The sequence below is a fragment of the Cupriavidus cauae genome (genome assembly GCF_026210475.1).
GTDB classification, from domain to species: domain Bacteria; phylum Pseudomonadota; class Gammaproteobacteria; order Burkholderiales; family Burkholderiaceae; genus Cupriavidus; species Cupriavidus cauae.
In genome coordinates, this window is the sequence record NZ_CP080293.1 from 2,943,890 (window position 1) to 2,969,184 (window position 25,295).

The 25,295-nt window shown below is 67.6% G+C and carries 22 protein-coding genes and 1 pseudogene; 3 read left to right on the forward strand and 20 right to left on the reverse strand.

The annotated features are described in order from the left end of the window. Position 1: 1 nt before the first annotated feature. The 14 genes and pseudogenes from KZ686_RS13160 to ndk all read right to left on the reverse strand — a co-directional run bounded on the left by KZ686_RS13160 (position 2) and on the right by ndk (position 15,683). Positions 2-1,153, reverse strand: coding sequence for an ATP phosphoribosyltransferase regulatory subunit (locus tag KZ686_RS13160; protein WP_265632599.1), 1,152 nt, complete (start codon positions 1,151-1,153; stop codon positions 2-4). 201 nt (positions 1,154-1,354) lie between these two features. After that, the gene (gene hflC / locus KZ686_RS13165) at positions 1,355-2,245 is read right to left on the reverse strand and encodes a protease modulator HflC (protein ID WP_265632600.1); all 891 of its coding nucleotides are present in this window, start codon (positions 2,243-2,245) and stop codon (positions 1,355-1,357) included. 13 nt (positions 2,246-2,258) lie between these two features. Continuing rightward, positions 2,259-3,617, reverse strand: coding sequence for an FtsH protease activity modulator HflK (hflK, locus tag KZ686_RS13170; protein WP_149319158.1), 1,359 nt, complete (start codon positions 3,615-3,617; stop codon positions 2,259-2,261). A 348-nt stretch (positions 3,618-3,965) separates the two neighbouring features. Next, a pseudogene (gene hflX, locus KZ686_RS13175) lies at positions 3,966-5,135 on the reverse strand (GTPase HflX); the annotation flags it as partial. A gap of 173 nt (positions 5,136-5,308) precedes the next feature. Then, positions 5,309-5,548, reverse strand: coding sequence for an RNA chaperone Hfq (gene hfq, locus KZ686_RS13180; RefSeq protein ID WP_006577126.1), 240 nt, complete (start codon positions 5,546-5,548; stop codon positions 5,309-5,311). 230 nt (positions 5,549-5,778) lie between these two features. Beyond that, entirely contained in the window at positions 5,779-7,122 is a 1,344-nt protein-coding gene (gene der / locus KZ686_RS13185) for a ribosome biogenesis GTPase Der (RefSeq protein WP_226108660.1), read from the reverse strand. 275 nt (positions 7,123-7,397) lie between these two features. Further along, positions 7,398-8,567, reverse strand: coding sequence for an outer membrane protein assembly factor BamB (gene bamB / locus KZ686_RS13190; RefSeq protein WP_407648548.1), 1,170 nt, complete (start codon positions 8,565-8,567; stop codon positions 7,398-7,400). Positions 8,568-8,680: 113 nt separating this feature from the next. After that, positions 8,681-9,313, reverse strand: a complete 633-nt coding sequence (locus KZ686_RS13195; RefSeq protein ID WP_149319161.1) for a YfgM family protein — start codon at positions 9,311-9,313, stop codon at positions 8,681-8,683. A 65-nt stretch (positions 9,314-9,378) separates the two neighbouring features. Further along, on the reverse strand, positions 9,379-10,770 hold the full coding sequence (hisS, locus tag KZ686_RS13200; protein ID WP_149319162.1) for a histidine--tRNA ligase: 1,392 nt from the start codon (positions 10,768-10,770) through the stop codon (positions 9,379-9,381). 64 nt (positions 10,771-10,834) lie between these two features. Continuing rightward, on the reverse strand, positions 10,835-12,121 hold the full coding sequence (gene ispG / locus KZ686_RS13205; protein ID WP_265632604.1) for a flavodoxin-dependent (E)-4-hydroxy-3-methylbut-2-enyl-diphosphate synthase: 1,287 nt from the start codon (positions 12,119-12,121) through the stop codon (positions 10,835-10,837). Positions 12,122-12,185: 64 nt separating this feature from the next. Further along, entirely contained in the window at positions 12,186-13,202 is a 1,017-nt protein-coding gene (locus tag KZ686_RS13210) for a RodZ domain-containing protein (RefSeq protein ID WP_265632605.1), read from the reverse strand. Further along, positions 13,195-14,058: a tetratricopeptide repeat protein gene (locus KZ686_RS13215; protein WP_226108657.1), complete on the reverse strand. Its 864-nt coding sequence runs from the start codon at positions 14,056-14,058 to the stop codon at positions 13,195-13,197. The genes KZ686_RS13210 and KZ686_RS13215 overlap by 8 nt, the downstream gene beginning before the upstream one ends. Next, positions 14,055-15,203 carry a 23S rRNA (adenine(2503)-C(2))-methyltransferase RlmN gene (rlmN, locus tag KZ686_RS13220; protein ID WP_265632606.1) on the reverse strand — a complete coding sequence of 383 codons (1,149 nt, stop codon included), beginning with the start codon at positions 15,201-15,203 and terminating at the stop codon, positions 14,055-14,057. Before rlmN ends, KZ686_RS13215 begins: the two co-directional genes overlap by 4 nt. 54 nt (positions 15,204-15,257) lie before the next feature. Beyond that, complete coding sequence (gene ndk, locus KZ686_RS13225; protein ID WP_149319166.1) at positions 15,258-15,683, reverse strand: nucleoside-diphosphate kinase; 426 nt, start codon at positions 15,681-15,683, stop codon at positions 15,258-15,260. 336 nt (positions 15,684-16,019) lie between these two features. Between ndk and KZ686_RS13230 the strand changes: the two genes are divergently transcribed. Beyond that, complete coding sequence (locus tag KZ686_RS13230; RefSeq protein WP_149319167.1) at positions 16,020-16,724, forward strand: Bax inhibitor-1/YccA family protein; 705 nt, start codon at positions 16,020-16,022, stop codon at positions 16,722-16,724. Between the two features lie 188 nt (positions 16,725-16,912). Here KZ686_RS13230 and rlmD read toward each other — a convergent pair whose 3' ends face one another. Further along, positions 16,913-18,430 carry a 23S rRNA (uracil(1939)-C(5))-methyltransferase RlmD gene (gene rlmD, locus KZ686_RS13235; RefSeq protein ID WP_370639583.1) on the reverse strand — a complete coding sequence of 506 codons (1,518 nt, stop codon included), beginning with the start codon at positions 18,428-18,430 and terminating at the stop codon, positions 16,913-16,915. Between the two features lie 70 nt (positions 18,431-18,500). On the opposite strand from rlmD, the gene KZ686_RS13240 reads away from it, so the two are divergent. Beyond that, positions 18,501-19,361, forward strand: coding sequence for an endonuclease/exonuclease/phosphatase family protein (locus KZ686_RS13240; RefSeq protein ID WP_149319169.1), 861 nt, complete (start codon positions 18,501-18,503; stop codon positions 19,359-19,361). 69 nt (positions 19,362-19,430) lie between these two features. Here KZ686_RS13240 and KZ686_RS13245 read toward each other — a convergent pair whose 3' ends face one another. Genes KZ686_RS13245 through surE form a run of 5 tightly spaced genes read right to left on the reverse strand, consistent with a single transcriptional unit; the run spans position 19,431 to position 24,036 of the window. Further along, entirely contained in the window at positions 19,431-20,273 is an 843-nt protein-coding gene (locus KZ686_RS13245) for a 3'-5' exonuclease (RefSeq protein ID WP_150084092.1), read from the reverse strand. Further along, the gene (gene rpoS, locus KZ686_RS13250; RefSeq protein ID WP_149319171.1) at positions 20,270-21,436 is read right to left on the reverse strand and encodes an RNA polymerase sigma factor RpoS; all 1,167 of its coding nucleotides are present in this window, start codon (positions 21,434-21,436) and stop codon (positions 20,270-20,272) included. The genes KZ686_RS13245 and rpoS overlap by 4 nt, the downstream gene beginning before the upstream one ends. Positions 21,437-21,442: 6 nt before the next feature. Further along, on the reverse strand, positions 21,443-22,303 hold the full coding sequence (locus KZ686_RS13255) for a peptidoglycan DD-metalloendopeptidase family protein (protein WP_149319172.1): 861 nt from the start codon (positions 22,301-22,303) through the stop codon (positions 21,443-21,445). Between the two features lie 8 nt (positions 22,304-22,311). Continuing rightward, positions 22,312-23,238: a protein-L-isoaspartate(D-aspartate) O-methyltransferase gene (locus KZ686_RS13260; protein ID WP_265632607.1), complete on the reverse strand. Its 927-nt coding sequence runs from the start codon at positions 23,236-23,238 to the stop codon at positions 22,312-22,314. A 45-nt stretch (positions 23,239-23,283) separates the two neighbouring features. Next, positions 23,284-24,036, reverse strand: a complete 753-nt coding sequence (surE, locus tag KZ686_RS13265) for a 5'/3'-nucleotidase SurE (protein WP_053822067.1) — start codon at positions 24,034-24,036, stop codon at positions 23,284-23,286. A 253-nt stretch (positions 24,037-24,289) separates the two neighbouring features. Here surE and KZ686_RS13270 point away from each other — a divergent pair, with 253 nt between their 5' ends. Then, complete coding sequence (locus KZ686_RS13270; RefSeq protein WP_149319865.1) at positions 24,290-25,264, forward strand: NADPH:quinone oxidoreductase family protein; 975 nt, start codon at positions 24,290-24,292, stop codon at positions 25,262-25,264. Positions 25,265-25,295: the final 31 nt, after the last annotated feature.

The following is a 25,295-nucleotide window of genomic DNA, read 5'->3' on the forward strand; positions in this document are numbered from 1 at the left end:
CTCAGCGCGGCACCACCACCCAGCGGCCGCCGTCGCGCACCAGCTGGCGGTCGCAATTGAACTCGTCAAGCTCGTGCGTGTGGCCCGGCAACGACTGGATCACGATCTCGCCGCCCTCGCGCAGCGCCGCGATCGCGGTGCGCAGCGCGGGATCGGCGTCCCACGGCGCAAAGATCGCCAGCGCGCGGACCTCGACCGGCGACAGCGCCGCGACCTCGCGCAGGTCCAGCGAAAAGCCGGTGGCCGGACGCGCGCGGCCGAAGGCCTCGCCCACCTTGTCGTAGCGGCCGCCGCGGGCAACGTGGTTGGGCAGGCCCGCCACGTAGGCCGCGAACATGACTCCACTGTGATAGTGGTAACCGCGCAGATCGGCAAGGTCGATGTTGACCGTGGCATCGCGCACCTCGCCGGCCAGGAAGGCCAGCTCGTCCAGGGCGCGGCCGATGGCCGCGCTGGCGGGCAGCACCGCGCGGGCCCGCTCGATCACCTCGGGGCCGCCATACAGCGTGGGCAGCGCCAGCAGCGCGTCGCGCTCGACCTGGGGGAAACCGGCGGTCAGCTCGCGCAAGGCCGGCACATCCTTGTTCTCCAGCGCGTCGAACAGGACCTGTTCGTTGCTGCGCGCGGGCGGCAGGCCGTCGAGCAGCGCCGCGACGATGCCGGCATGGCACAGGTCCAGCCGCACCTCGCCCAGCCCCGCCGACTGCAGCGCGGCCAGCATCAGGTTCTGGATCTCGACGTCGGCCTCGAGGCCGGCATGGCCGTAGATCTCGGCGCCGACCTGGATCGGCTCGCGCGTCGCGTGAAAGCCCGCCGGGCGCGCGTGCAGCACGTTGCCGGCGTAGCACAGCCGCGTCACGCCGGGCCGGTTCAGCAGGTGGGCGTCGATACGGGCCACCTGCGGCGTGATATCGGCGCGCAGGCCCATGGTGCGGCCCGACAGCTGGTCGACCAGCTTGAAGGTGCGCAGGTCCAGGTCGTGGCCGGTGCCGGTCAGCAGCGACTCGATGTATTCCAGCAGCGGCGGCATCACCAGCTCGTAGCCGTAGGTGCGGAACAGATCGAGCATGCGGCGGCGCAGCTCCTCGATCTTGCGGGCCTCCGACGGCAGCACGTCGGCGATATTCTCGGGCAGGAGCCAGTGGTTGGACATGGTGCTTCTCTGATTCGTGTGGGTCGCGGGCCGGGCGCGGGCGGCTCGCACAAAATGGATCGGTCAGTGGACGGCATCGATGGCGCACCGTCCCGCGGGCGAACAAAACCCCGGCAAGCCGGGGTTCGGGCACAGCGGACTACCGCACTGTCGCGCGATCGCGCTATCGCGCCATCGCACCCGCGGAGGCCGGCACGCTCGCTAGCGCCGGGTCGCCGTCTGCGTGCCGCCCGACGAGCGCATGTAGCGGAAGAACTCGGAGTCCGGCTCCAGCACCAGCACGTCGCGCTTGTCGCGGAAGGTATTGCGATAGGCTTCCATGCTGCGCCAGAACTGCGCGAACTGCGGATCGCGCCCGAACGCCTCGGCGTAGATCTGCGAAGCGCGGGCATCGCCCTCGCCCTTGATCTTCTGCGCCTCGCGATAGGCCTCGGCCAGCACCACCTCGCGCTGGCGGTCGGCGTCGGCGCGGATCTTCTCGCCCTCGGCCGCGCCGGTCGAGCGCAGTTCGTTGGCGACGCGCTTGCGCTCGGCTTCCATCCGGCGATAGACCGACTCGCTGATCGCCGGCAACAGGTCGACGCGCTTGAGGCGCACGTCGAGAATCTCGACGCCGACCGACTTGCCGTACTCGGTCATGCTGTTGCGGATGTTCTGCATGACCTGCTCGCGTTCGCCCGCCACCACTTCGGCGACGGTGCGGCGGCCGAACTCCTCGCGCGCGGCGGCGTCGATCCGCTGCGTCATGCGGTCCTGCGCGCCGCGCAGGTTGCCGCCGAAGGCGACGAAGAAATTGCGCGGATCGGTGATTCGCCATTTGACGAACCAGTCCACCATCATGCTTTTCTTCTCGGCCGTCAGGAAACGCTCGCCGGCGGCCACGTCGATGGTCTGCAGGCGGCGGTCCATGAAGACCACGTTCTGCAGCGGCGGCGGCAGCTTGAAATGCAGGCCGGGGTCGCGCACGACCTGCTTGATCTCGCCGAAGGCGAACACCACGGCGTACTGCCGCTGGTCGACCACGAACACCATCGAGGAGGCAATCGCCAACACGATGAAGAGGCCGATGGCATAGGAAATCAGTCGGTTCATCTGGGTTCTCTCCTCAACGGGAATCGCGATCGCGATTGCGCAGCGCTTCGCGCGACCGCGTATCGGCGCTGGCGTCCGGCACCGGGGCCGGCGTGGCCGGCGGCGGCACCGCGCCCGCCCCGCGGGGATCGGCCTGCGACTGCGCCATCAGCTTGTCGAGTGGCAGGTAGAGGAGATTGTTGCCCTGGCTCGTATCGACCAGGACCTTGCTGGTATTGGCGTAGATCTGCTGCATCGTTTCCAGATAGATGCGGTCGCGCGTGACCTGCGGCGCCTTGGCGTACTCGGATTGCACCTGGCGGAAGCGCGAGGCATCGCCCTCGGCCTGCGCGATCGCGCGGGCCTTGTAGGCCTGCGCCTCTTCGGCCAGGCGCGCGGCGGTACCCTGGGCGCGCGGAATCACGTCGTTGGCGTAGGCCTGGCCTTCGCTGATGGCGCGCTCGCGGTCCTGGCTGGCCTTGTTGACGTCGTCGAAGGCGGCCTGCACCTGCTCGGGCGGCTGCACGCTCTGCACGTTCACCGAGATTACGCGGATGCCAGTCTTGTACGCCGACAGGATCGCCTGGATCGACTTGGCCAGGCCCTGCGCGATCTGCTCGCGGTTCTCGTACAGCACCGAATCCATCTTGTTGCGGCCGACAATCTCGCGCACCGAGGTCTCGGCCGCCTGAGTCACCAGCTCCTCGTCGCCGCCGCGGTCGGTCTTGTTGAAGAACAGGAATTCGGTCGCGTCCTGGATGTCGTACTGCACCGTGAAGCGGACGTCGATGATGTTCTCGTCCTGCGTCAGCATCGACGAGTCCTTCAGATTGCTGTCCTTGATCGAGGTCGAACGGCCGACCTCGACAGAACGCACCGCCGACAGGTTGACGATCTCGGCCGACTGGATCGGCCACGGCATGCGCCAGTTGATACCGGGGCCCGTGGTGTACTTGAACTTGCCGAACTGCAGCACCACCGCGGTCTGGCCTTCCTGCACCATGAAGAAGCCGCTGGCCAGCCAGATCGCGATCACCGCGACCGCGATCACGCCGGCGCCGATGCCCGAACCCTTGCCGGGCGTGCGCGTGCCGCCGCCGAAGTTCTGGTTGTTGTTGCCGCCGCCGTTGTCCTTGCGGCCCAGCAGGCTGTTCAGGCGGCGATTGAAGTCGCGCCACAGCTCGTCCAGGTCCGGCGGACCATCCTGCGGGCGCTGGTTCTGACGGCCGTTGTCGCGTCCGCCGTCGCGCCCATCCTTGTCCTCGTCGTCCTTGTCGCCACGGCCCCAGCGGGGATCGTTCAGCGAAAGAATCGCGCGCAGACGCTGCCAGCTGCTCGGCCGACGGGCGCCTCGGGCAAGGCTTGTATCAGAGGTCCGGGAGAACTGGGGCATGTAGGGCACGGTTCCGGGAAAGTTGTAACGAGGGGATTCTAGCAGTCATCGACGCCACTTTTGCTCATTTGATGCCGGAGGCGGCGCCTGACGCCGCCCGCATCAGTCCGCGCCGCGATCGGGAAGGCGGCGAGGGGCCGGTGCTTCGGGGGTCGAATCGGGGTCGGAGTCGAGAGCGGAAGCCGGGTCGGACGCCGGGTTGGACGCCGGACCGGAATCGGCGTCCGAAGCGGGATCGGCGTCCCGGGCAACGGTATCCGCCTCGGCGTTGCGATCGGCAAACCCGACGCCGTCGCCTCCGTCCGCGCCATCGGCACCATCGGCGCCATCGCCCTCCCACTGGCGGCGTTCGTGCAGATCCTGCAGCCGCGGATCGGCGGCTTCCGGCGCGGCGGGCCGCTCCGCCAGCCAGCGCGCGGCCTCGACGATCGCATCGCGCAGGCCGTCCAGCCCGATGCCGTCGCGCGCGCTGATGAAGACCCGCACCGGCACGCCGTCCTCATTGCGTTCGATGCGCGGGCCATGCTCGAGCAGTTCGGGCGCCGCGTCGATCTTGTTCATCACGACGATCTGCGGAATGTCGGCCGCATCGATCTCGGCCAGTACCCGATTGACCTGTTCGATCTGCTCGTGGCGCACCGGGCTGGCGGCATCGACCACATGCAGCAGCAGATCGGCATGCACGGTTTCCTCGAGCGTGGCGCGGAACGCCGCCACCAGCTGGGTCGGCAGGTCGCGGATGAAGCCGACCGTATCGGACAGCACCACATTGCCCAGGCCGTCCAGATAGAGCCGGCGCGAGGTCGTATCGAGCGTCGCGAACAGCTGGTCGGCGGCATAGGCCCGGGCCTTGGTCAGCGCGTTGAACAGCGTCGACTTGCCCGCGTTGGTATAGCCGACCAGCGAAATGCTCAGCGTCTCGTTGCGCGCGCGGGCACGGCGCTGCGTGCTGTGCTGGCGCTGCAGCCGCGACAGATCCGTCTTGAGCCGCTTGGCGCGGTCGTCCAGCATGCGGCGGTCCAGTTCGAGCTGACGCTCGCCGGGGCCGCCGCGCATGCCGATACCGCCCTTCTGCCGCTCCAGGTGGCTCCAGGCGCGAACCAGCCGCGAGGCGCGGTATTGCACCTGGGCAAGTTCGACCTGCACCTTGCCGACATGGCTCTGCGCGCGCTGGCCGAAGATATCGAGAATCAGGCCCGTGCGGTCGATCACGTGCCGGTTCAGGAAGCGTTCGAGATTGCGCTGCTGCGCGGGACTCAACGCGTGGTTGAACACCACCACGTCGGCATCGAGCGCGTCGGCCGCTTCCTTCAGTTCCTCGGCCTTGCCCGAGCCGATGAACAGCGCCGGGTCCGGACGCGAACGCTTGCCGGTCAGGGTATGCACCGGCGTGGAACCGGCGGTGGACGTCAGCAACGCCAGCTCGCTCAGGCTCTCTTCGAAATCGTGCTTGCCGAAATCGACGCCGACGAGAATGGCGCGGGTGGGTTCGGAGGGGGAAGTGGCTCTAGGTTGCAAGCTTGGGGCGCACAGCGGCGCGGGAAAAAACCGGGATCAGAAACAGGAAGGCGCGCTCCGCAAAACGCGACGATACAAAGAACGATGCCGCGCCAGCACCGGAGGGCGCTGGCGCGGCGTCGGAGCGTGATTGCCGCGCATGCGCGCGGCCGGAAATGCGAGCGGCGTCGGAATCAGCCTTCCGCGGAGTCGTCGACGCGGAAATTGACCGCGCGCGCGGGAACGACAGTGGAAATCGCATGCTTGTAGACCATCTGCGTCACCGTGTTACGCAGCAGGACGACATATTGGTCGAAGGATTCGATATTACCTTGCAGCTTGATGCCATTGACGAGGTAGATGGAAACCGGCACGTGCTCCTTGCGCAGCGCGTTCAGGAACGGGTCTTGTAGCAATTGCCCTTTGTTGCTCATGGCACACTCCAAATTTATAGATTTAGTGATCAATGATGGGGATCGATATCCCCGGTTTCAAGTCGGACGACGCAAGATCGCGTCAAAAAAAATCAAAACGGTACCAGGCCGGCATCAACCAGCGGGGGCTCCCGCTAGTGTGAATTTAGCCGCAGTTCCAAACGAACGCAAACGAAACTTCGGCGCCACAGACGGGGCTGCGGCGCCCCCATCTGGCCGCCTTTTCCGACTCAATCCTTCGAGTCCTTGTACGGGTTTTTGTTCGTACGAAATTCGATTCGAAGCGGTGTGCCCTTCAGGTTGAAGGCCGCGCGGAAACGCCCTTCCAGGAAACGCCGATAGGTCTCGGGCACCGCGTTCAGCGAATTGCCGTGCACGACGATGATCGGCGGATTGGAACCGCCCTGGTGCGCGTAGCGCATCTTGGGGCGCGTCGCACCGACGCGGCGCGGCTGCTGGAACTCCACCGCGTCGTGCAGCACGCGCGTGAGCTTGGGCGTCGGCATCTTGATCATCGCCGCGGCGTACGCGTCGTCGACCGAGCGCAGCAGCGGGCCGATGCCGCTGCGTTCGCGGGCAGAGATGAAATGGAAATTGGCGAAATCCAGGAACTGCAGCTTGCGCTGCAGATCGTGCTTGATCCGGTCACGGGTATGGCCGTCCAGCCCGTCCCATTTATTGACGCCGACCACCAGTGCGCGCCCCGACTCGACGATGAAGCCGGCGATATGCGCGTCCTGCTCGGAGACGTCCTGCTGGGCGTCGAGCAGCAGCACCACCACGTTGGCATCGGCGATCGACTGCAGCGTCTTGACGACCGAGAACTTCTCGATCGCCTCGAACACCTTGCCCCGCTTGCGCAGGCCCGCGGTATCGATCAGCGTATAGGGCTTGCCGCCGCGCTCGAACTCGACATAGATCGCATCGCGCGTGGTGCCCGGCATGTCGAAGGCGATCACGCGCTCCTCGCCGATCAGCGTATTGACCAGCGTGGACTTGCCCACGTTGGGGCGGCCGACGATCGCGATCTTGATGCCGCGCGTGTTCTGGTCCTCGGGCTCGGCCAGCTCGGGACGCTGCTCGACCGCGGCCTCCAGCGCCTCCTCGACCAGTTCGCGCACGCCGTCGCCATGGGTGGCCGAGATCGCATAGGGGTCGCCCATGCCGAGCTCGTAGAAGTCGGCCGCGACCGCGGTGTACTTCATGCCCTCGGCCTTGTTGACGGCCAGCATCACGCGGCGTCCGGTCTTGCGCAGATAGTCGGCGATGACCAGGTCCTGCGGCGCCAGGCCCAGGCGGCCGTCGACGATGAAGATGACGACGTCGGCCTCGACCACGGCCTGCCGGGTCTGCTTGGCCATTTCGGCGACGATGCCTTCCTTGGCCACCGGTTCGAAGCCGCCGGTATCGATGACGATGTACGGACGGTCGGCGCCGCGCCCCTCGCCGTAGTGGCGGTCGCGGGTCAGGCCCGGCAGGTCCGCGACGAGCGCGTCGCGCGAGCGGGTCAGGCGGTTGAATAACGTCGACTTGCCCACATTGGGGCGGCCGACGAGTGCGATCACTGGTTTCATGCAAATCGTGGAGGGCCACGCCGGGCGCGGTGCGCCAGGCATGCCTCCGAAGAATCAGGTTGGTCCGACAGCCTGGCGCAACGCGCCGGGCCGGCAATCCTGTCGGGTGAAATCAAGCCGCGGGCCACTGGCCCGCATGACGCATGTGGCCGGCACCGCCATCGCGGCGGGCCGGCCATGCTGTCGGGTCCCGGCGGTCGCGCGCACCGACAGGTGAGCGCGCGGTCGCCGGTGGGACGCCCGCGGTGGCGGCCGTCCCTGTTTGGGTCAGCGCTTCAATCCGGAATATAGCCGTAGACGTCGCCCCCTCGGGTCTGCACCACCAGGGTCTGGCCCGCCACCACCGGTGCGGCGGTGATCGGGCTGCTGCCGGCCCGCACGCGCGCGACGAACTTGCCGTCCTCGCGCGACAGGAAATGCAGGTAGCCCTCGAAGTCGCCGATCACCACCGAGCGGCCCAGCGCCAGCGGCATGCCAAGCGGCCGGTTGCGCAGCTGCTCGTTGCGCCAGCGCTCGTTGCCGTTCTGGCGATCGAAGGCATACACCACCGAATGCTCGTTGGCGGCGAACAGCGACACGTCGTCCTGGGTCGGGCCGACCGGCGACGAGAAGTCCTTGCCCCACTGCGGCTGGCCATTGGCGAGCTCCAGGCAGGCGATGCGGCCCTGGAAGGTGGTCGCGCAGACCTGGCGGCCGTTGATCATCGGCAGGCCCGTCACGTCGTTGAGCCGCTCGATCTCGGACACGCCCTTCGGATACGAGATCGTGCTTTCCCACCGCAGCACGCCATTGGACGGTGCCAGCACGCCCAGCTTGCCGCCGGGGAAGCCCATCACGATGCCGTCGCCGGCGAACACCATGCCCATCGCGGCGCGCAGGTTCAGCGGCGTCTGCGCGCGCTGGTAGATCCAGCGGCGTTCGCCGGTCTGTGCATCGAGGCCCAGCACGCGCGTATCGGTAGTGCGCACCACCACGAGGTCGTGGCCAACCAGCGGCGAGGACAGGATCTCGCCATTGATCTGCTTCTTCCACAACTGCTTGCCGCTGGCGTCGAAGGCGAACACCACGCCCTTCTCGCCGGCGACCGCGGTCACATTGCCGTCGCTGCCGGGGCCGGTGGTCAGGTCGACGTCGGTGTCGACCTTCCACAGCGTGCGACCGCTGGTGCCGTCGAGCGCCATCACGTTGCCGCCGTGCGACGACACATAGACCTTGTCGCCGACCGCGACCGGCTGCAGCGAATACGGGCCGCTCTTGCCGACGCTGGCGCGCCAGGCCTCCTTGACCGTCAGCGTCTGCGTGACCGGCTGCAGCTGGGCCGGCGGATTCTTGTCGGCCTTGCCGAACAGCGAGCAGCCAGCCAGGGCGGTGGCACAGGCAACGACGAGCGCCTGGGTCAAGCGAACAGGGCGAAAGATCCGGGCAGCGCCGTTAGGCATCGACATCATCTGGTTGCGTTCCTGAAAAAAGGTGGGAAGCGAAGTGGGAGCGGGTCGGGGCAAATTCGCTGGCAGTCGATGCACCGACCGGGCCGGCGCATCGACTGCAGCATCCTCGCTTATGCGGTGCCCAGGGCGTCCAGCTTGAACTGGATGATCTGGCGCATGCCGGCCTCGTCGACGCCGAGCTTGTCGAGCGCCTGGCGGTAGGCCGCGCGCGCCTCGTCACGCTTGTCCTGCGCCGCCAGCAGGTCGCCGCGGCGATCCGCATACAGCGCGACGAACGGGCTCGGCGGCTCGGCCTTGAGCAGCGCCAGCCCCTGGTCGTAGGCCTTCTCGTCGAGCAGCACGCCGGCCAGGCGGATACGCGCGAGGTGCTGGTACTCACCGTCGCCATGATCGACCGCCCATTGCAGCTGGCTCTTGGCGCCGGCCAGATCGCCGGCCTCGTACAACACCTTGGCGGCGACCAGCGCCGTCATCTGGCCATAGGCCGTCTTGCCGTACTTGTCCTCGAGGTCGCCGGCCGCGCGCTTGGTACGCTCGACATCGCGCGCCTCGGCGGCCTTCAGCACCTGCTCGTACAGCACCGCGGCCTCGCCGGCCTGCTTGCGCTGCCACCAGTTCCAGCCATTCCAGGCCGCGAAGGCCAGCAGGCAGGCAATCAGCAGCCAGGTCAGGAAGTTGCCGTACTGGCGCCACCATGCCTTGATGTTTTCAAGCTGTTCCTGCTCTTCCAGATCGTAAGCCATCTCGTGGTTTCAACCGCGTTGGTTTGTCGTCAGGCAAGCGCGCATCGTGCAGCGCGCCTGCGTCATCATTGAAGGTCTTCGCCGGACTCGCCACCCATGCCGGCGACCATCGATTCGACCAGATAGTCGACCAGGTCCTCGGCGGGCACCGTGGCCTGCTGGCCGTTGTTCTCGGTTTGCCCGTCCGCCGCCCGCAGGGCCTTGACCTGCACCACGCCAGCGGCCAGTTCATCCTCGCCAATGATAACGGCATGGGAAGCCCCGCTCGCGTCGGCCCGCTTCATCTGCGATTTGAAGCTGCCGCTCTTGCCATCCGCGGTGGCGTGCACGACCACATCGAAACCGGCATCGCGCATGCGCTCCGCCGCGATCATCGCCTGCTGCGCCGCGGCCTCGCCCTGGTGCACGACATAGACGTCGCACGCGTCGGCCTGGCGTGCCAGCCCTTCCTCGCGCATCAGTTCGATGATCCGCTCGATCCCCATCGCCCAGCCGCAGGCCGGCGCCGACTTGCCGCCCATCTGCGCGATCAGCGGATCGTAGCGGCCGCCGCCGGCGATGGTGCCCTGCGCGCCGAGCTTGTCGGTGATCCACTCGAACACGGTCAGGTTGTAGTAGTCCAGCCCGCGCACCAGGCGCGGATTGATCGTGAACGGAATATTGTTGGCCTTCAGCAGACGCTGCACGCCCTCGAAGTGGGCCAGCGAGGCCTCGCCGAGGAAGTCGATCAGCTTGGGCGCGTTCGCCGCCATCTCCTGCAGCGCGGGATTCTTGGTGTCGAGCACGCGCAGCGGGTTGGTGTACAGGCGCCGCTTGCCGTCCTCGTCCAGGATGTCCTGGAAGCCTTCCAGATACTTGATCAGTTCCTGGCGATGGGCCGCGCGCTCGTCGGCCTGGCCCAGCGAATTGATCTCCAGCCGCACACCGGTCAGGCCCAGGTCGTCCCACAGGCGCTGGCACATCAGGATGATCTCGGCGTCGACATCCGGACCGGCAAAGCCGAGCGCCTCGGCGCCGAGCTGGTGGAACTGGCGATAGCGGCCGCGCTGCGGGCGCTCGTGGCGGAACATCGGGCCGGTGTACCACAGGCGCTTGGGACCGTCGTACAGCAGGTTGTGCTCGATGGTCGCGCGCACCACCGCCGCCGTGCCTTCGGGACGCAGCGTCAGTTGCTCGCCGTTCAGCGAATCGGTGAAGGAATACATCTCCTTCTCGACGATGTCGGTGACCTCGCCGATGCCGCGCACGAACAGCTGGGTCGGCTCGACGATCGGCGTGCGGATCTGCTGGTAGCCGTAGGCGCGCAGCATCGCGCGGGCCGCCTGGTCGAACTGCTCCCACAGCGGGGCGTCGGCGGGCAGCATGTCGTTCATGCCCTTGACGCCCTGCAGTGCGCGGGCCTTGCCCTGGTTCTGGGCGCCGCCGTTGGCCGGCGCCGGATTCTCGGATGCGTTCATGGTTGTCATTCTGTTGCTGGGTCGCGGGCGGTCCGTTGCCGGTCAGCGGCCGATCTGTCGCCGATCATCGGCCCACATTGGCCGCCGTGCTGCCCTTCCCGTAGTGCATGCGCACATATTCGTCGACCATCGCCTGGAACTCCTCGGCAATCCGCTCGCCGCGCAGCGTCTTCACCTTGACGCCGTCGACGAACACCGGCGCCGCCGGCGACTCGCCGGAGCCCGGCAGCGAGATGCCGATATTCGCGTGCTTGCTCTCGCCCGGGCCGTTGACGATGCAGCCCATCACGGCCACGTCCATTTCCTCGACGCCGGGATACTCGGTCTTCCATACCGGCATCTGCGCGCGCAGGTACGACTGGATGCTGGCGGCCAGTTCCTGGAACACCGTGCTGGTGGTGCGGCCGCAGCCCGGGCACGCGATCACCATCGGCGTGAAGTTGCGCAGGCCCATGGTCTGCAGGATCTCCTGCGCGACATGCACTTCCTTGTCGCGCGACGCGCCCGGCTCCGGCGTCAGCGAGATGCGGATCGTGTCGCCGATGCCTTCCTGCAGCAGCACCGACAGCGCGGCCGTCGAGGCGACGATGCCCTTGCTGCCCATGCCCGCCTCGGTCAGGCCGAGATGCAGCGGATAGTCGCAGCGGCGCGCCAGTTCGCGGTAGACCGCGATCAGCTCCTGCACCTGCGACACCTTGCACGACAGGATGATCTGGTCGCCCGGCAGGCCGATTTCCTCGGCGCGCCGCGCGGAGTCGATCGCCGACGTGATCAGCGCCTCGATCATCACGCTCTGCGCCGGCCACGGTTCGGCGCGCTGGCCGTTCTCGTCCATGATGCGCGCCAGCAGATCCTGATCCAGGCTGCCCCAGTTGACGCCGATGCGCACCGGCTTGCCGTGCCGGCATGCCATCTCGATCATCTGCGCGAACTGCGTGTCGCGCTTGGCGCCCTGGCCGACGTTGCCCGGGTTGATGCGGTACTTCGACAGCGCCTGCGCGCAGGCCGGATGGTCCTGCAGCAGCTTGTGGCCGTTGTAGTGGAAGTCGCCGACCAGCGGCACGTCGATGCCCATCCGATCGAGCTGGTCGCGGATGGCGGGCACCGCCGCAGCGGCTTCGGGCGTATTGACCGTGATGCGGACGATCTCCGAGCCGGCGCGCGCCAGTTCCTTGATCTGGATCGCGGTGCCGACCGCATCGACGGTGTCGGTATTGGTCATCGACTGCACGCGCACCGGCGCGTCGCCGCCGATCGTCACCACGTTGTCGCCCCAGACCACGCGCGCCTGCCGGGTGCGGCGGCGCGGCAGCGATCCGGGCAGTACGGGCAGACAGGCCTGTGCGTTCATGGGGTTACCTCGTTGCATTGGCGTGCGGTCGACGAATGGAAACGATCGGGGACCGACGGATAAATCAGGGCAGCGTCAGGCGCGCCACGTTGTTGCGGTTGGCCGCCTGCAGATCGACCGGCTCGCCGTTGCGGGTCATCGCCGCGACGCCCTTGACGTTGCCGATCACCACCTTGTACGGCGCCGTGCCGCCGCCGGCGACCTCATCGCCCGCCTTGGCGGTGCCGCCCAGCACGACCTTGCCGCTGGCGTCGCGAACCTCATACCAGGTCGGGGCGCTGAAACGCAGCTGCAGTTCGCCGGAGGCCGACGCAGCCGTGGCTGCTGCGGCGGCAGGCGCTGCCGCTGCTGCCGTGGCAGCCGACTCATTGGACGCGACCGGCGCACCGGTCACCGGAGCCAGCGGGGTCGCCAGCGTGGCGGATGCACTGGCGGTGCCGCCGGTGGCGCCTTCCGCGCCGGTCATCGCGCCCGGCGCCTCGCTGGCGGCGCCGCCCATCACATGCGGCAGCACCGCGGTCACGGTGCCCGAGGTGCCCGATTCGGTCTCGACCGCCGTTTCCGCGCCGGATTGCGTGAACTGCTGCTCGCGTGCATCGAGCCATTGCTTGACATGGTCGACGCCGAACAGGGCGCCGGCACAGACCACGGCCGCGACCAGCGCGAGCCAGACCCAGCGCCCGCCGGTACCCGACGTGCCGCTGCTGCGAAAGCGCCGGCGGTCGTCGAAGCTCGCGTTCAGGCTGCCCTGGCGGCGGATCGCCACCTCGGGCGCCGGCGGCGCGGCCTGGGCATGGAAACGGGCCAGCAAGGCGTCGATGTCGACCTGCAGCAGGCGCGCGTAGGCGCGCATCAGACCCTTTGCGAACGTCAGATCGGGCAAGGCGTCGACATTGCCGGACTCGATCGCATCGACCTTCTGCGCCGGCACCTTCAGCCGCGCACCGACGTCGTGTATCGACAGCCCCTGGGCCGCGCGTGCCTTCGCCAGGCTCGCGCCGATCTCCTGTGCGACCGCGTTGGCGCTGCCGCTCGCATTGGTCGAGACGGCCTGGCCCTCGGCGCGCTCGTGCTCATTCATCCCGTGCTCCTTGTTGGTATGCGCTTTCCCGCGAGTCCGGGAAGCGCTTATGTAATTGCGCCAGCAATGCCTGCTGTGCGGCCGCGTCTCCCTCGCGGTGCGCAATGCGCGCGCCCAGCCAAAGCGATGCCGGAGTGGCGAAGCGTCCTGCATTGACCTGCGCCACCTCGGCGCGGGCCCGCGGCAGATCGCCTTGTTTCCAATACAGCAGCCCGAGTTGCGTGTGCGCGGCGGCCCGGGTCGCGGCGTCCGCGGAATCCGCGGCGGCCGTCGTGTCCGGCCGGGCCAGCGCCGAGGTCAGGCTGCGGTGCGCCGACTCCAGATCGCCCTGGCGCAGCTGGCAGGCGCCCAGGCTGGTCAGCATCCTGGCTGCACCGCCGGACGAAGAAGCCGTCACCGCGGCCGTCACCGCGCGCTGCAGCTGGGCCAGGCCTTCGGCGTAGCGCCCCTGCTCGCACAGCAGCCAGCCATAGTTGTTCAGCAGATCGCCGTCGTCCTGGCGGCGCGACAGGGCGGCACGAAAGCTCTGCTCGGCCTCGGCGGGCCGCCGCAGCGCCATCTGCGCCAGCGCCTGGACGTGATAGGCATCGGTCAGGGCCGGATCGAGCGCGATCGCCTGTCGGGCCTCATCGAGCGCGATCGCGCCCTGGCCGGCCTGCAGATATTGCGTGGCCAGCTGCAGCCGCAGCGCGGCGCGCTCGCGCGCATCCGCCGGTGTCGGGCTGGCGTCCCGTGCCTGCGGCGCCTGTTGTCCCGGGGTGGCCCGGGTGCCGGATGTGCCCGTCGACTGGCACGCCGTCAGCAGTGCCAGCCCGGCCAGAACCACGGCGGGCAGACCGGCAGGCAGACGCCTCATGCAGATCGCGCCTCCCCGCCCGGCGCCGCCACTACCGGCGGAATCTTGCCGAAGCGGCCGCGCTCGGCAAGCCGGGTGCGATCCTGCACGCGGCCCTCGGCGGCGAGCTGGCCGCAGGCGGCGTCGATATCGTCGCCGCGCGTCTTGCGGATCGTCGTCACGATGCCGGCGTCCATCAGCACCTGGGCGAAACGCCGGATCTGCTCGTTGTTCGAGCGCTTGAGCCCCGATTCGGGGAAGGGATTGAACGGAATCAGGTTGAACTTGCATGGCACGTCGGCCACCAGCTTCAACAATTCCCGCGCATGCTCGACGCCGTCGTTGACGCCGTCCAGCATGCAGTATTCGAAGGTGATGAAGTCGCGCGGGGCGAACTCCAGATAGCGGCGGCAGGCCGCCATCAGCTCGGCCAGCGGGTACTTGCGGTTCAGCGGCACCAGCCCGTCGCGCAGGGCATCGTTCGATGCGTGCAGCGACACCGCCAGCGCGACCGGCAGGTCCTTGGCCAGGCGGTCCATCATCGGCACCACGCCGGACGTGGACAGCGTGACCCGGCGGCGCGACAGCCCGTAGGCGTTGTCGTCAAGCATCAGCCGCATCGCCGGCACGACCTGGTCGTAGTTCAGCAGCGGCTCGCCCATGCCCATCATCACCACGTTGGAGATCACGCGATCGTCCTTCGGGCCGCGCCCCAGCTGGGTGCGCATCGCGAATTCGGCCATCCACAGCTGGCCGATGATCTCGCCGGTGGTCAGATTGCGCGAAAAGCCCTGCTTGCCGGTCGAACAAAACCGGCAATTGACCGCGCAGCCGGCCTGCGAGGAAACGCACAGCGTGCCGCGCGTTTCCTCGGGGATGTAGACCGTTTCGACCGCATTGCCGTTGCCCACGTCGAGCAGCCACTTGCGCGTGCCGTCCGCCGACACGTGGTCGGTGATCACGGACGGCGCGCGGATTTCGGCGCGCGTGGCCAGCTTCTGGCGCAGCGACTTGGCCAGGTCCGACATCTCGTCGAACTGGCTGGCGCCGAACTGGTGGATCCAGCGCTGCAGCTGCCGCGCGCGAAACGGCTTCTCGCCGAGCTCGCCGCAATACTTGGCGAGCCCGTCCGCATCCAGATCGAGCAGGTTGACGAGAGCGTTCATGACGGCAGCGGGGGCTTCGGGTAGCAGTCTAGTGTCCGGGTTCAGGCCAGACAATCAGCGCGAGTAAACGTTCATGCCGGGGAAGAAGAACGACACTTCGACGGCCGCGGTTTCCGGCGCGTCGGAGCCGTGCACGGCGTTGGCGTCGATGCTGTCGGCGAAATCGGCGCGGATCGTGCCCTTCTCGGCCTTCTTCGGATCGGTGGCGCCCATCAGCTCACGGTTCTTGGCGATCGCGTTCTCGCCTTCCAGAACCTGGATCATCACGGGGCCCGAGATCATGAAGTCGACCAGATCCTTGAAGAACGGACGCTCCTTGTGGACGGCGTAGAACTGCTCGGCTTCGCCGCGCGACAGGTGCGCCATCTTGGCGGCTACGATCTTCAGGCCGGCGGCCTCGAAACGGGCGTAGATCTGACCGATGACGTTCTTGGCCACGGCATCCGGCTTGATAATCGACAGGGTGCGTTCGATCGCCATAAAAACTCCGAAAAATGAAGGGGTTACCAAATTGGGAAACACAAGATTCTAGCACGAGACCCCAATCGTTTCGAGAGCCGGCGGCGGCGAAACGATCGGGGCGGCGTCCGGCAGATTATCGCGGCGCACGGTCGCCGCGATATGGGACAAAGGGACGGGAACACCGGGCCGCCCGGCCGATCCAAGGCAACGTAAGCGCCTCATCCGTTCCTCGACGGTTTCGCGATTTTTAGTGCCCGGTAAATCACTCTGCACTTGCAATCGTGCAAGGACGATGCCACATTGGCGAGGTGTCCGCCGGCGCTTCCGGCACCGCCCTTTGAATGAGGAGTCATCATGAACGACAAGCTGAATACCTATGGTTTTGGCAATGCCGGCGCGACGGCGGGAGCCGTCACCGTCCGCAATCGGGTCCTGCGCAATACCTATTGGCTGCTGGCGCTCTCGATGGTGCCGACCGTGCTCGGCGCCTGGATCGGCGTGGCGACGGGCTTCAGCTTCATGGCCGCCAGCCCGGGCCTGTCGCTGATCCTGTTCCTCGCGATCGCCTTCGGCTTCTTCTTCGCGATCGAGAAGACCAAGAACAGCGCCATGGGGGTCGTGCTGCTGCTGGCCTTCACCTTCTTCATGGGCCTGATGCTGTCGCGGATCATCGGCTCGGTGCTGCAGTTCTCGAACGGACCGGCGCTGATCATGTATGCGTTCGGCGGCACCGCGGCGGTCTTTGCCACGATGGCGACCGTCGCCACGGTCAGCAAGCGCGATTTCTCCGGCCTGGGCAAGTTCCTGTTCGTCGGCGTGATCCTGCTGATCCTGGCCAGCGTGGCCAACATCTGGCTGCAGCTGCCCTCGCTGATGATCACCGTCTCCGTGATCGCGATCGGCATCTTCTCGGCCTACATGCTGTACGACGTGCAGCGCGTGGTGAACGGCGGCGAGACCAACTACATCACGGCGACGCTGGCGATCTACCTGGACGTCTACAACGTCTTCGTCAACCTGCTGGCGCTGCTGGGCATCTTCGGCGGCAGCCGCGAATAAGCGACCGCCTCACCGCCATGACGAAGGGCCGGCAATGCCGGCCCTTTTTTATTGCCCCACGCGGTTGCCCTGTCGCTGGCCCCGGGCCGGCGGTTCGGGCCGATGGTCCCGGCCAATCCCGCCGCCCATCGCTCGCCCCCATCGCCCGCCCCCATCGCCCCGGACAACCGCCCCGGAGGATCGCCCGATCAGGCCCGCTCGAACACCGCGATCGACTCCACGTGCGAGGTGTGCGGGAACATGTTGACCACGCCGGCGCCGCGCAGCCGGTAGCCGGCCTCGTGCACCAGCAGGCCGGCGTCGCGCGCCAGCGTCGCCGGATTGCATGACACATAGACGATACGGCCCGGCAGCACGTCGCTGCCAGCCTGCGCCAGCTCGGCCAGCGCCTTGCTGACGGCCAGCGCGCCTTCCCGCGGCGGATCGACCAGCCAGCGGTCGAAACGGCCCAGCGCCGAAATGTCCTCGGCGCTGACCTCGAACAGGTTGCGGCAGGCAAAGCCGACCTTGTGCGCCAGCCCGTTGTATTCGGCGTTGGCCAGCGCCCGCGCCGTCAGCGCCTCGCTGCCCTCGATGCCCATCACCTCCCGCCCCTGCGTCGCCAGTGGCAGCGTGAAATTGCCGATGCCGCAGAAGAGGTCCAGCAGCCGGTCGCCCGGCTGGGCGTCGAGCAGCCGCAGGGCCCGCTTGATCAGCACGCGGTTGATCTGATGGTTGACCTGGGTGAAATCGGTCGGCTTGAACGGCATGCGGATGCCGAATTCCGGCAGCGTATAGGCCAGTTCACGATCGAGCGGATAGAACGGCACCACCGTATCCGGGCCCTTGGGCTGCAGCCAGAACTGCACGTTGTGGCGGTCGGCGAAGGCCCGCAGCAGGTCGCGGTCGGCATCGTTCAGCGGCTCGAGGATCCGCAGCACCAGCGCGGTGACATCCTGACCGACGGCCAGCTCGATCTGCGGCATGCGGTCGCGGATCGACAGCCCGGCGACCAGCTCGCGCAGCGGCACCAGCATCGCCGACACATGCGGCGGCAGCACCTCGCACGACGTCATGTCGGCGACATAGCTGCTCTTGCGCTCGTGAAAACCGACCAGCACCCCGCCCTTCTTGACCACGTGGCGCACCGTCAGGCGGGCGCGGTAGCGATAGCCCCAATCCGGTCCGGCAATCGGCCGGAACACCATCTCGGGCCGTATCTTGGCGAGGTGCCACAGGTTGTCTTCCAGCACGCGCTGCTTGATCGCGAGCTGGGCGCGCGCGTCGAGGTGCTGCATCGAACAGCCGCCGCAGACGCCGAAATTCGGGCAACCGGGCTGCACCCGCATTACCGACGGTTCACGGACCTCGACCAGATGCGCCTGCTCGTAGCTGGGCTTGCGCCGATAGCTCTGGTAGGCCACCGTTTCGCCCGGCAGCGCACCCTCGACGAAGATCACCTTGCCCGGCGTCCCGTCCTCGTTGACCAGCCGTCCCACGCCGCGCGCCTCCATGTCGAGGCTGTCGATCTTCACGGTCGGATGGGCCTGGGCCTCGGCGCCGGCGGCCGATGCGGCGGCGCCGCCACGCTTGCGGTTGGGAGCGGGCGAGGCGGCCGGTTGCTGCACCGGCTCAGGGGCGGATTGCGGGGAAGACACGGCTTGAGACACCAGCGGGACCTGACGTATTGTTTTGCGAAAGCGCGATTGTAGACCAGTCGCCGCGATCGGAACCGGCACGAACGGAACGGCAGCGATGCCGCCATCGTGCGCAGAACCGCCCGGGCAGAGGCAAGCGATGGAACTGATCAGTTGGAACATCCAGTGGGGACGCGGCTGCGACGGCGAGGTCGATCTCGCCCGCACCGTATCGACGCTGCGGGCGCTCGCCGACTTCGACGTGCTGTGCCTGCAGGAGGTGACACGCGGCTTCGGCGAGATGCCGGGCAACCCGGGCGCGGACCAGGTGGCCGAGCTGGCCGCGCTGCTGCCCGGCTACCATCTGCTGTTCGCGCCAGGCGTCGACCGTTTCGGGCCCGATGGCGTGCCGCGCCAGTTCGGCAACGTGATCGCGACGCGCCTGCCGGTATGCGAGGTATTCCGCCATGCGCTGCCGTGGCCCGCCGATCCGACCGTCGCATCGATGCCGCGCGTTGCGCTGGAAGCGACCGTGATCGCCGGCACCCAACGGCTGCGCATCATCTGCACGCATCTGGAGTATTACTCGGCCCTGCAACGCAACGCACAGGCCGAAGCGTTGCGCGCCTGGCATGCCGAGGCCTGCGGGCATGCGGCAAGGCCGGGACCGGCGGAACAGCGCTTCGGCCCGTTCACGCCGGAGGCACGTCCACCCAGCGCCATCCTGTGCGGCGACTTCAACAGCAAACCCGGTGACACCGCCTACCTGCGCCTGACCGCGCCCTTCGACGACGGCACGCCGGCGTGGCGCGATGCCTGGCTGCATCTGCATCCGGGCCGGCCGCACGCGCCGACCTGCGCGCTCTACGACAAGGCGCAGTGGGACGAGCCGCCCTTCGCTTGCGACTTCATGCTGGTGACCGAGGATCTGCTGGAACGGGTGGTTCGTTGCGAAGTCGACGGCAGCACGCAGGCATCGGACCACCAGCCGGTGCTCCTGTCGCTGCGGGACTTTGAATAAGGGACAACCGGGAGTAACGCGGAATCGAAACGAACCGAGGGGCAAGAAACTGGCGGCGACGCGGACCGTTCAGTCGATCTCTTCGTCGTCGGCCACGCGGCTGGACGGCTGCAGCTGGAAGGCGCGCAGATATTCCATCCATTGCGGCCCGGGCAGTTCCGCCAGCGATTCCTGCACCAGTTCGACCTCGGCATCGAACTCGCGCGGCGTCAGGCCGCCGCGCATCATCTGGAAGCGGCAGTACATCAGATACGTGTTGACGACGTCGGTCTCGCAATAGGCCCGGATCGCGCCGATCTGCCCCTGCTGGAACGCTTCCCACACCTTGCTGCCGTCCATCCCCATCTTGCCGGGGAAGCCGCACAGCTTGGCGAGGTCGTCCAGCGGGGCGCTGGCACGCGGCTGGTACATCGCCAGCAGATCCATCAGATCCAGATGCCGCATGTGGTAGCGGCTGATGTAGTTGTTCCACTTGAAGTCGCGGCTGTCGTCGTCGCGGCCCTCGCCCATTTCCCAATAGCGGGGCGCAGTGACGCCGTGGACCAGCCCGCGATAGTGCAGCACCGGCAGGTCGAAGCCGCCGCCGTTCCACGACACCAGTTGCGGACTGTAGCGCGCGATCAGTTCGTAGAAGCGCTGGATCAGCGTCGCTTCGCCATCGTCCTCGCTGCCGAGCGAGCCGACGTGGAACAGCGCGGTGCCGTCGCGCTGCGTGCGGCGCAGCACGCAGGAGATCGCGACCACGCGTTGCAGATGCAGGGGGAGAAAATCGCTGCCGGTCTTTTCGCGGCGGGCGGCGAAGGCCAGCTCCGCAACCTCGGCATCGGTGAGGCCCGGCGGATGGTCGTGCAGACGGCGCAGGCCGGCGACATCGGGAACCGTCTCGATGTCGAATACCAGCACAGGCGTCATAGAACCGCGTCCTTGCGCACCCCTTGCGAAGCGAAATGCCGCTTGAGCTTGACCAGCGCTTCCTGCTGGATCTGGCGCACGCGTTCGCGCGTCAGGCCCATTTCCTCGGCCAGCTCTTCCAGCGTGGCCGGCTCGATATGGTTCAGGCCGAAGCGGCGCTCGACGACATAGCGGTGCTTTTCGGACAGCCGCGCCAGCCACAGCTTCATCAGGTTCTCGAGCTCGCGGTGCGCAACCTCCTGATCCGGCGCGGCATTGTGTTCGTCCGACAGGAAGTCGAGCAGGCTCGAGCCTGGATCGAGATCGAACGGCGTATCGAGCGAGGTCGTGTGTTCGTTCAGTGCGAGGACGTCCTGCACTTCGTCGGGGGTCTTGCCGAGCAGATGCGCGATGTCCTCGAGACTGGCATCGCGTCCGTCGGTACCGCCCTTCTCCAGATGCCGCTTGGCGCGCAGCACCTGATTGAGTTCGCGGATCACGTGCACCGGCAGGCGGACCGTGCGCGCCTGGTTCATGATCGCGCGCTCGATGCTCTGGCGGATCCACCAGGTGGCATAGGTCGAGAAACGGAAGCCGCGCGAGGGATCGAACTTCTCGATCGCATGCATCAGGCCGAGGTTGCCCTCCTCGATCAGATCGAGCAGCGGCACGCCGCGATTCAGATAGCCCTTGGCGATGCTGACCACCAGCCGCAGGTTGCGCTCGATCATGACCTGACGCGCGGAGAAATCGCCGTCCTTGGCCAGCGTCGAGAAATGGAGTTCTTCGGGAGCCGACAGCAGCGGCTTGATGCTGATGCGGTTCAGATAGTGCTGAACGGTATCGGCGGCGAGTTCGGTATGCAGGGCGCTGCGGAATTCGTCCTGCTCGGTGGCGACCGCTTCGGTCGCGCCCTCTTCCTCGTCGCTCTCGCGCTCGCCTTCGTCATCGTCGCGCGCGACCGCGTCGCCGTCGTCGGCCATCAAATCGGTCTCGCGCAAACCGACCGAGCCCGCGCCGGGTGCGATCGGTTCGTCGGTCAGGGGAATCAGCTCGGCCGCCAGATCGTGATCGTAGCCATCGGCTTGACCGTCACGATGTGCCACACCAGAACGTGCTTCCGGTTGCTTGGCACGACGGGTGCGGCTGACGGTTCCGGAGGAGACTGTTTTCTGGCGTGGCATGAACCCTCACTGTGGCGGCAAATACCGCATCGGATCGACCGGTTTCCCGTTCCTGCGAACTTCGAAATGCAGTTTCACGCGATCGGCATCGGTATTGCCCATCTCTGCAATTTTCTGACCCCGGCGGACCGTTGCCTGTTCGGTCACGACGACCTTGTCGTTGTGGCCGTAGGCAGTAAGAAAAGTCTCGTTGTGTTTGATGATGACAAGATTCCCGTAGCCGCGCAAGGGGCCTACGTGAATCACCCGACCGTCGTCCGCGGCGAGCACCGCATCGCCGCGCTGACCGCTGATATCGATGCCCTTGTTGCCCTTTTCGTCGAAGCGTCCGAGCAGCGAACCGCGCGCGGGCCAGGCCAGCTGGATGTTGCCGTCGGCGGGCGCGCCGGGGATCGGCGCAGCGGCTGCGGGCGCCGACGCGGCCGAGGGCGCGGTCGCGCCCGGCGTGGTGGCCGGCGGCAGCCCCGCCTGCTCGAGCGGCTGGCCTTGCACCGCGGCAGGCGCGACCGGCATCGTCGCGACGCCGGTCGCCGCGTTGACGTCCGCGCCCGGCGGCACGATGCGCAGCAATTGGCCGACCTCGATCTGATTGGCGTTGACGATATTGTTCCAGGCCGCGACATCGCGATACGACTGGCCGTTCTCGAGGGCGATGCGATACAGCGTATCGCCGCGCTTGACCCGATAGTAGCCGGGGGGCGCGGGCTCGACCGGTGCGATCGTGGTCCCGGTACCGCCGGCGGTGCGGTCGATCACGGGCGCGGGCATCGGCGAGGAAGCGCAGGCGGCCAGCAGGGCTGCCAGCAGCGAGGCGGTGGCGAGCTGGCCCGCGCGGATAAGACGTTGCGAAGTCACGGTGTTGTGCATAGTTCGACTCAGGTGGTGCCCGATTTTAATGGCACAAAGAAAACGGCTTCAAGCGCGGTGCGGTGAAAGCGATGCCGGCTCCGGCGCTCGATCAGCAGCAGTTGCTGCGTCACGGCCTGCCCCTGCTTGTGCCCGTCCGCGCCGGCGGACGCGACCGCGACCGGCGCGATCAGCCTGCCGCCGACCTCCAGCTGCTCCAGAAGCGCCTCCGGCACCTCCATGCCGGCCGCGGCCAGGATGATCGAGGAGAACGGCGCGGCCTGCGGCAGGCCGAGCATGCCGTCGCCATAGTGCAGGCGCAGATTGGGCAGCCGCAGTGCCCGCAGGTTGGCCTTGGCCTGTTCGTGCAGCGGCCGGATCCGCTCGATCGAAAACACGTCGCGCGCGATCAGGCTCAGCACCGCGGCCTGATAGCCGCAACCGGTGCCGATCTCCAGCACGCGCTCGAGCGGCTGCGCGGGCGCCAGGCCATGGCGCAGCAGTTCGATCATGCGGGCCACCACCGACGGCTTGGAGATGGTCTGCTGATGGCCGATCGGCAGCGCCGCGTCCTCGTAGGCCTGCGAGGCCAGCCCCGGCTCCAGGAACAGATGGCGCGGCACCGTGGCGATCGCCTGCAGCACGCGCTCGTCGCGAATGCCGCCGCTGCGCAGCCGCGCGGCCAGCGCGGCGCGCGCGCGGTCCGAGGCCATGCCGCCGCCGCCCACGCTGGCCGCGATGGTGCGCGCCTGCACCGCGCTGCCCGGCGGCGCCGGCGCGGGCACCGGTGCGGCGGCGGGCGGCACCCGGCGCGCCGGCGTCGGCGCCGGGGCCGGCGTGGCCGCGCGCTTGCCGACGATCGCCGGCAGGCCGGCGGTCCGCGCGGGCGCGGGCTTGCGCTCGACCACGGAGTCGAGCGTCAGCGGAAACTTCGGACGGCGCGGGCTCGAACTCATGGCCTCAACGCGCCCAGGGTCCCTGCGGCCGGCACGCGGCTGGCCTCATGCGAGCCATTGCCGCAGCGTATCGAGCTGGGCGCGATGGGTCAGATCCAGCTGCAGCGGCGTCAGCGAAACGAAGCCCTCCGCGGTCGCGTGGAAATCGGTGCCTTCGCTGGCATCGAGCGCATCGCCGGCCGGGCCGATCCAGTAGTTGGTCTCGCCGCGCGGATTGACCTGCGAGATCACCGGCTGCGAAGGATGGCGCTTGCCCAGCCGCGTGGCGCGCAGCCCGCGGATATGTTCGTACGGCAGATTGGGGATATTGACGTTGAGCAGGAACGGTTCGCGCGGCGGCGTCGCGATGGCGCGCTCGACGATGCCGCGCGCGATGCGGGCCGCGGCATCCAGATGTTCCCAGCCCTTGTCGACCTGCGAGAAGGCGATCGACGGGATGCCGAGCAGAAAACCCTCGATCGCGGCGGCGACGGTGCCGGAGTACAGCACGTCCTCGCCCATGTTCTGGCCCTGGTTGATGCCCGACACCACCAGGTCAGGCTTTTCGTCGAGCAGGCCGGTCAGCGCGATATGCACGCAGTCGGTCGGGGTGCCATTGACGAAGCGAAATCCCTTCTGCACGCCCTCGCGCGCCTCGAACACCGTCAGCGGGCGCTGCAGCGTCAGCGAATTCGATGCGCCGCTATGATTCTGCTCGGGGGCGATCACGGTGATACGGCCCAGCGGCGCCAGCGCGGCATGCAGCATGGCAAGTCCCGGCGCGAGGTAACCGTCGTCGTTGGCGAGAAGGATGTGCATGGCCGCGATTGTACCCGAGGCGATTGCGATGGCGTCGCGTCGCGGGGCCGCTTCGCCGAGCGATTTGCACCCAAATCGGAGCCACAGCCCCCGCCAACGCCAGGGCCAATACCGCAGCCACCACCGTGACCATCACTGCGACCACCACCGGCCCCGCCGAACTGAACGACCGTACTATTTCTGCGCTACACTAGCCCGGGCCGCGTGGCCGCGCGGTCCAGATCGAGGCATCAAGACATTCAATGGAGACACGATGAAAGCCGTACTGTGCAAAGCCTGGGGCCCGCCCGATTCGCTGGTGCTCGAAACCCTGCCCGACCTGGTCGCCGGTCCCGGCGAAGTGGTGATCGACGTCAAGGCCGCCGGCGTCAATTTCCCGGACGTGCTGATCATCCAGAACAAGTACCAGGCCAAGCCGCAGCTGCCCTTCTCGCCGGGATCGGAACTGGCCGGCATCGTGAACTCGGTCGGCGAAGGCGTCAGCCACGTCAAGCCCGGCGACAAGGTGATCGCCTATCTGGGCAACGGCGCCTTCGCGACGCAGGCCAAGGCGCCCGCCGCCGCGGTCGTGCCGATGCCGCCCGGCATCGATTTCGAGACCGCCGCCGCCTTCACGCTGACCTATGGCACCTCGCACCACGCGGTGGTCGATCGTGGCGAACTGAAGGCGGGCGAGACCATGCTGGTGCTAGGCGCGGCCGGCGGCGTCGGCCTGGCCGCGATCGAGATCGGCAAGGCGATCGGCGCGCGCGTGATCGCGGCCGCGTCGACCGACGAGAAGCTGGCTGTCTGCAAGGAACATGGCGCCGACGCGCTGATCAACTACAGCACCGAGGACCTGCGCGAGCGCATCAAGGCGCTGACCGACGGCAAGGGTCCGGACGTCATCTATGACCCGGTCGGCGGCATCTATGCGGAACCCGCATTCCGCTCGATCGGCTGGCGCGGCCGCTATCTGGTGGTGGGCTTCGCCAACGGCGAGATTCCCAAGATGCCGCTGAACCTGGCGCTGCTCAAGGGCGCCTCGCTGGTCGGCGTGTTCTGGGGCGAATTCACGCGCCGCGAGCCGCGCGCGAACCAGGCCAACATGGCGCAGATGCTGGGCTGGATGAAGGAAGGCAAGATCCGCCCGCACATCTCGGCGCGCTATCCGCTGGAACAGGCCCCGCAGGCGCTCAAGGACATGGAGGCGCGCAAGGTCACCGGCAAGATCGTGATCACGCCCTAAGGTCCCGCCGAATCCCCAGGACCATCCCTCT

Excerpts from the sequence above, each read along its gene's own strand:
- surE (WP_053822067.1), bottom strand. The coding sequence starts at position 24,036 with ATGCACATCCTTCTCGCCAACGACGACGGTTACCTCGCGCCGGGACTT.
- hflC (WP_265632600.1), bottom strand. The coding sequence starts at position 2,245 with ATGAACCGACTGATTTCCTATGCCATCGGCCTCTTCATCGTGTTGGCG.
- KZ686_RS13160 (WP_265632599.1), bottom strand. The coding sequence starts at position 1,153 with ATGTCCAACCACTGGCTCCTGCCCGAGAATATCGCCGACGTGCTGCCG.
- KZ686_RS13230 (WP_149319167.1), top strand. The coding sequence starts at position 16,020 with ATGAACGACAAGCTGAATACCTATGGTTTTGGCAATGCCGGCGCGACG.
- rpoS (WP_149319171.1), bottom strand. The coding sequence starts at position 21,436 with ATGCCACGCCAGAAAACAGTCTCCTCCGGAACCGTCAGCCGCACCCGT.
- KZ686_RS13240 (WP_149319169.1), top strand. The coding sequence starts at position 18,501 with ATGGAACTGATCAGTTGGAACATCCAGTGGGGACGCGGCTGCGACGGC.
- KZ686_RS13270 (WP_149319865.1), top strand. The coding sequence starts at position 24,290 with ATGAAAGCCGTACTGTGCAAAGCCTGGGGCCCGCCCGATTCGCTGGTG.
- KZ686_RS13215 (WP_226108657.1), bottom strand. The coding sequence starts at position 14,058 with ATGAGGCGTCTGCCTGCCGGTCTGCCCGCCGTGGTTCTGGCCGGGCTG.
- bamB (WP_407648548.1), bottom strand. The coding sequence starts at position 8,567 with ATGTCGATGCCTAACGGCGCTGCCCGGATCTTTCGCCCTGTTCGCTTG.
- KZ686_RS13260 (WP_265632607.1), bottom strand. The coding sequence starts at position 23,238 with ATGAGTTCGAGCCCGCGCCGTCCGAAGTTTCCGCTGACGCTCGACTCC.
- KZ686_RS13210 (WP_265632605.1), bottom strand. The coding sequence starts at position 13,202 with ATGAATGAGCACGAGCGCGCCGAGGGCCAGGCCGTCTCGACCAATGCG.
- rlmN (WP_265632606.1), bottom strand. The coding sequence starts at position 15,203 with ATGAACGCTCTCGTCAACCTGCTCGATCTGGATGCGGACGGGCTCGCC.
- hisS (WP_149319162.1), bottom strand. The coding sequence starts at position 10,770 with ATGAACGCATCCGAGAATCCGGCGCCGGCCAACGGCGGCGCCCAGAAC.
- hflK (WP_149319158.1), bottom strand. The coding sequence starts at position 3,617 with ATGCCCCAGTTCTCCCGGACCTCTGATACAAGCCTTGCCCGAGGCGCC.
- KZ686_RS13255 (WP_149319172.1), bottom strand. The coding sequence starts at position 22,303 with ATGCACAACACCGTGACTTCGCAACGTCTTATCCGCGCGGGCCAGCTC.
- hfq (WP_006577126.1), bottom strand. The coding sequence starts at position 5,548 with ATGAGCAACAAAGGGCAATTGCTACAAGACCCGTTCCTGAACGCGCTG.
- ispG (WP_265632604.1), bottom strand. The coding sequence starts at position 12,121 with ATGAACGCACAGGCCTGTCTGCCCGTACTGCCCGGATCGCTGCCGCGC.
- ndk (WP_149319166.1), bottom strand. The coding sequence starts at position 15,683 with ATGGCGATCGAACGCACCCTGTCGATTATCAAGCCGGATGCCGTGGCC.
- KZ686_RS13245 (WP_150084092.1), bottom strand. The coding sequence starts at position 20,273 with ATGACGCCTGTGCTGGTATTCGACATCGAGACGGTTCCCGATGTCGCC.
- der (WP_226108660.1), bottom strand. The coding sequence starts at position 7,122 with ATGAAACCAGTGATCGCACTCGTCGGCCGCCCCAATGTGGGCAAGTCG.
- KZ686_RS13195 (WP_149319161.1), bottom strand. The coding sequence starts at position 9,313 with ATGGCTTACGATCTGGAAGAGCAGGAACAGCTTGAAAACATCAAGGCA.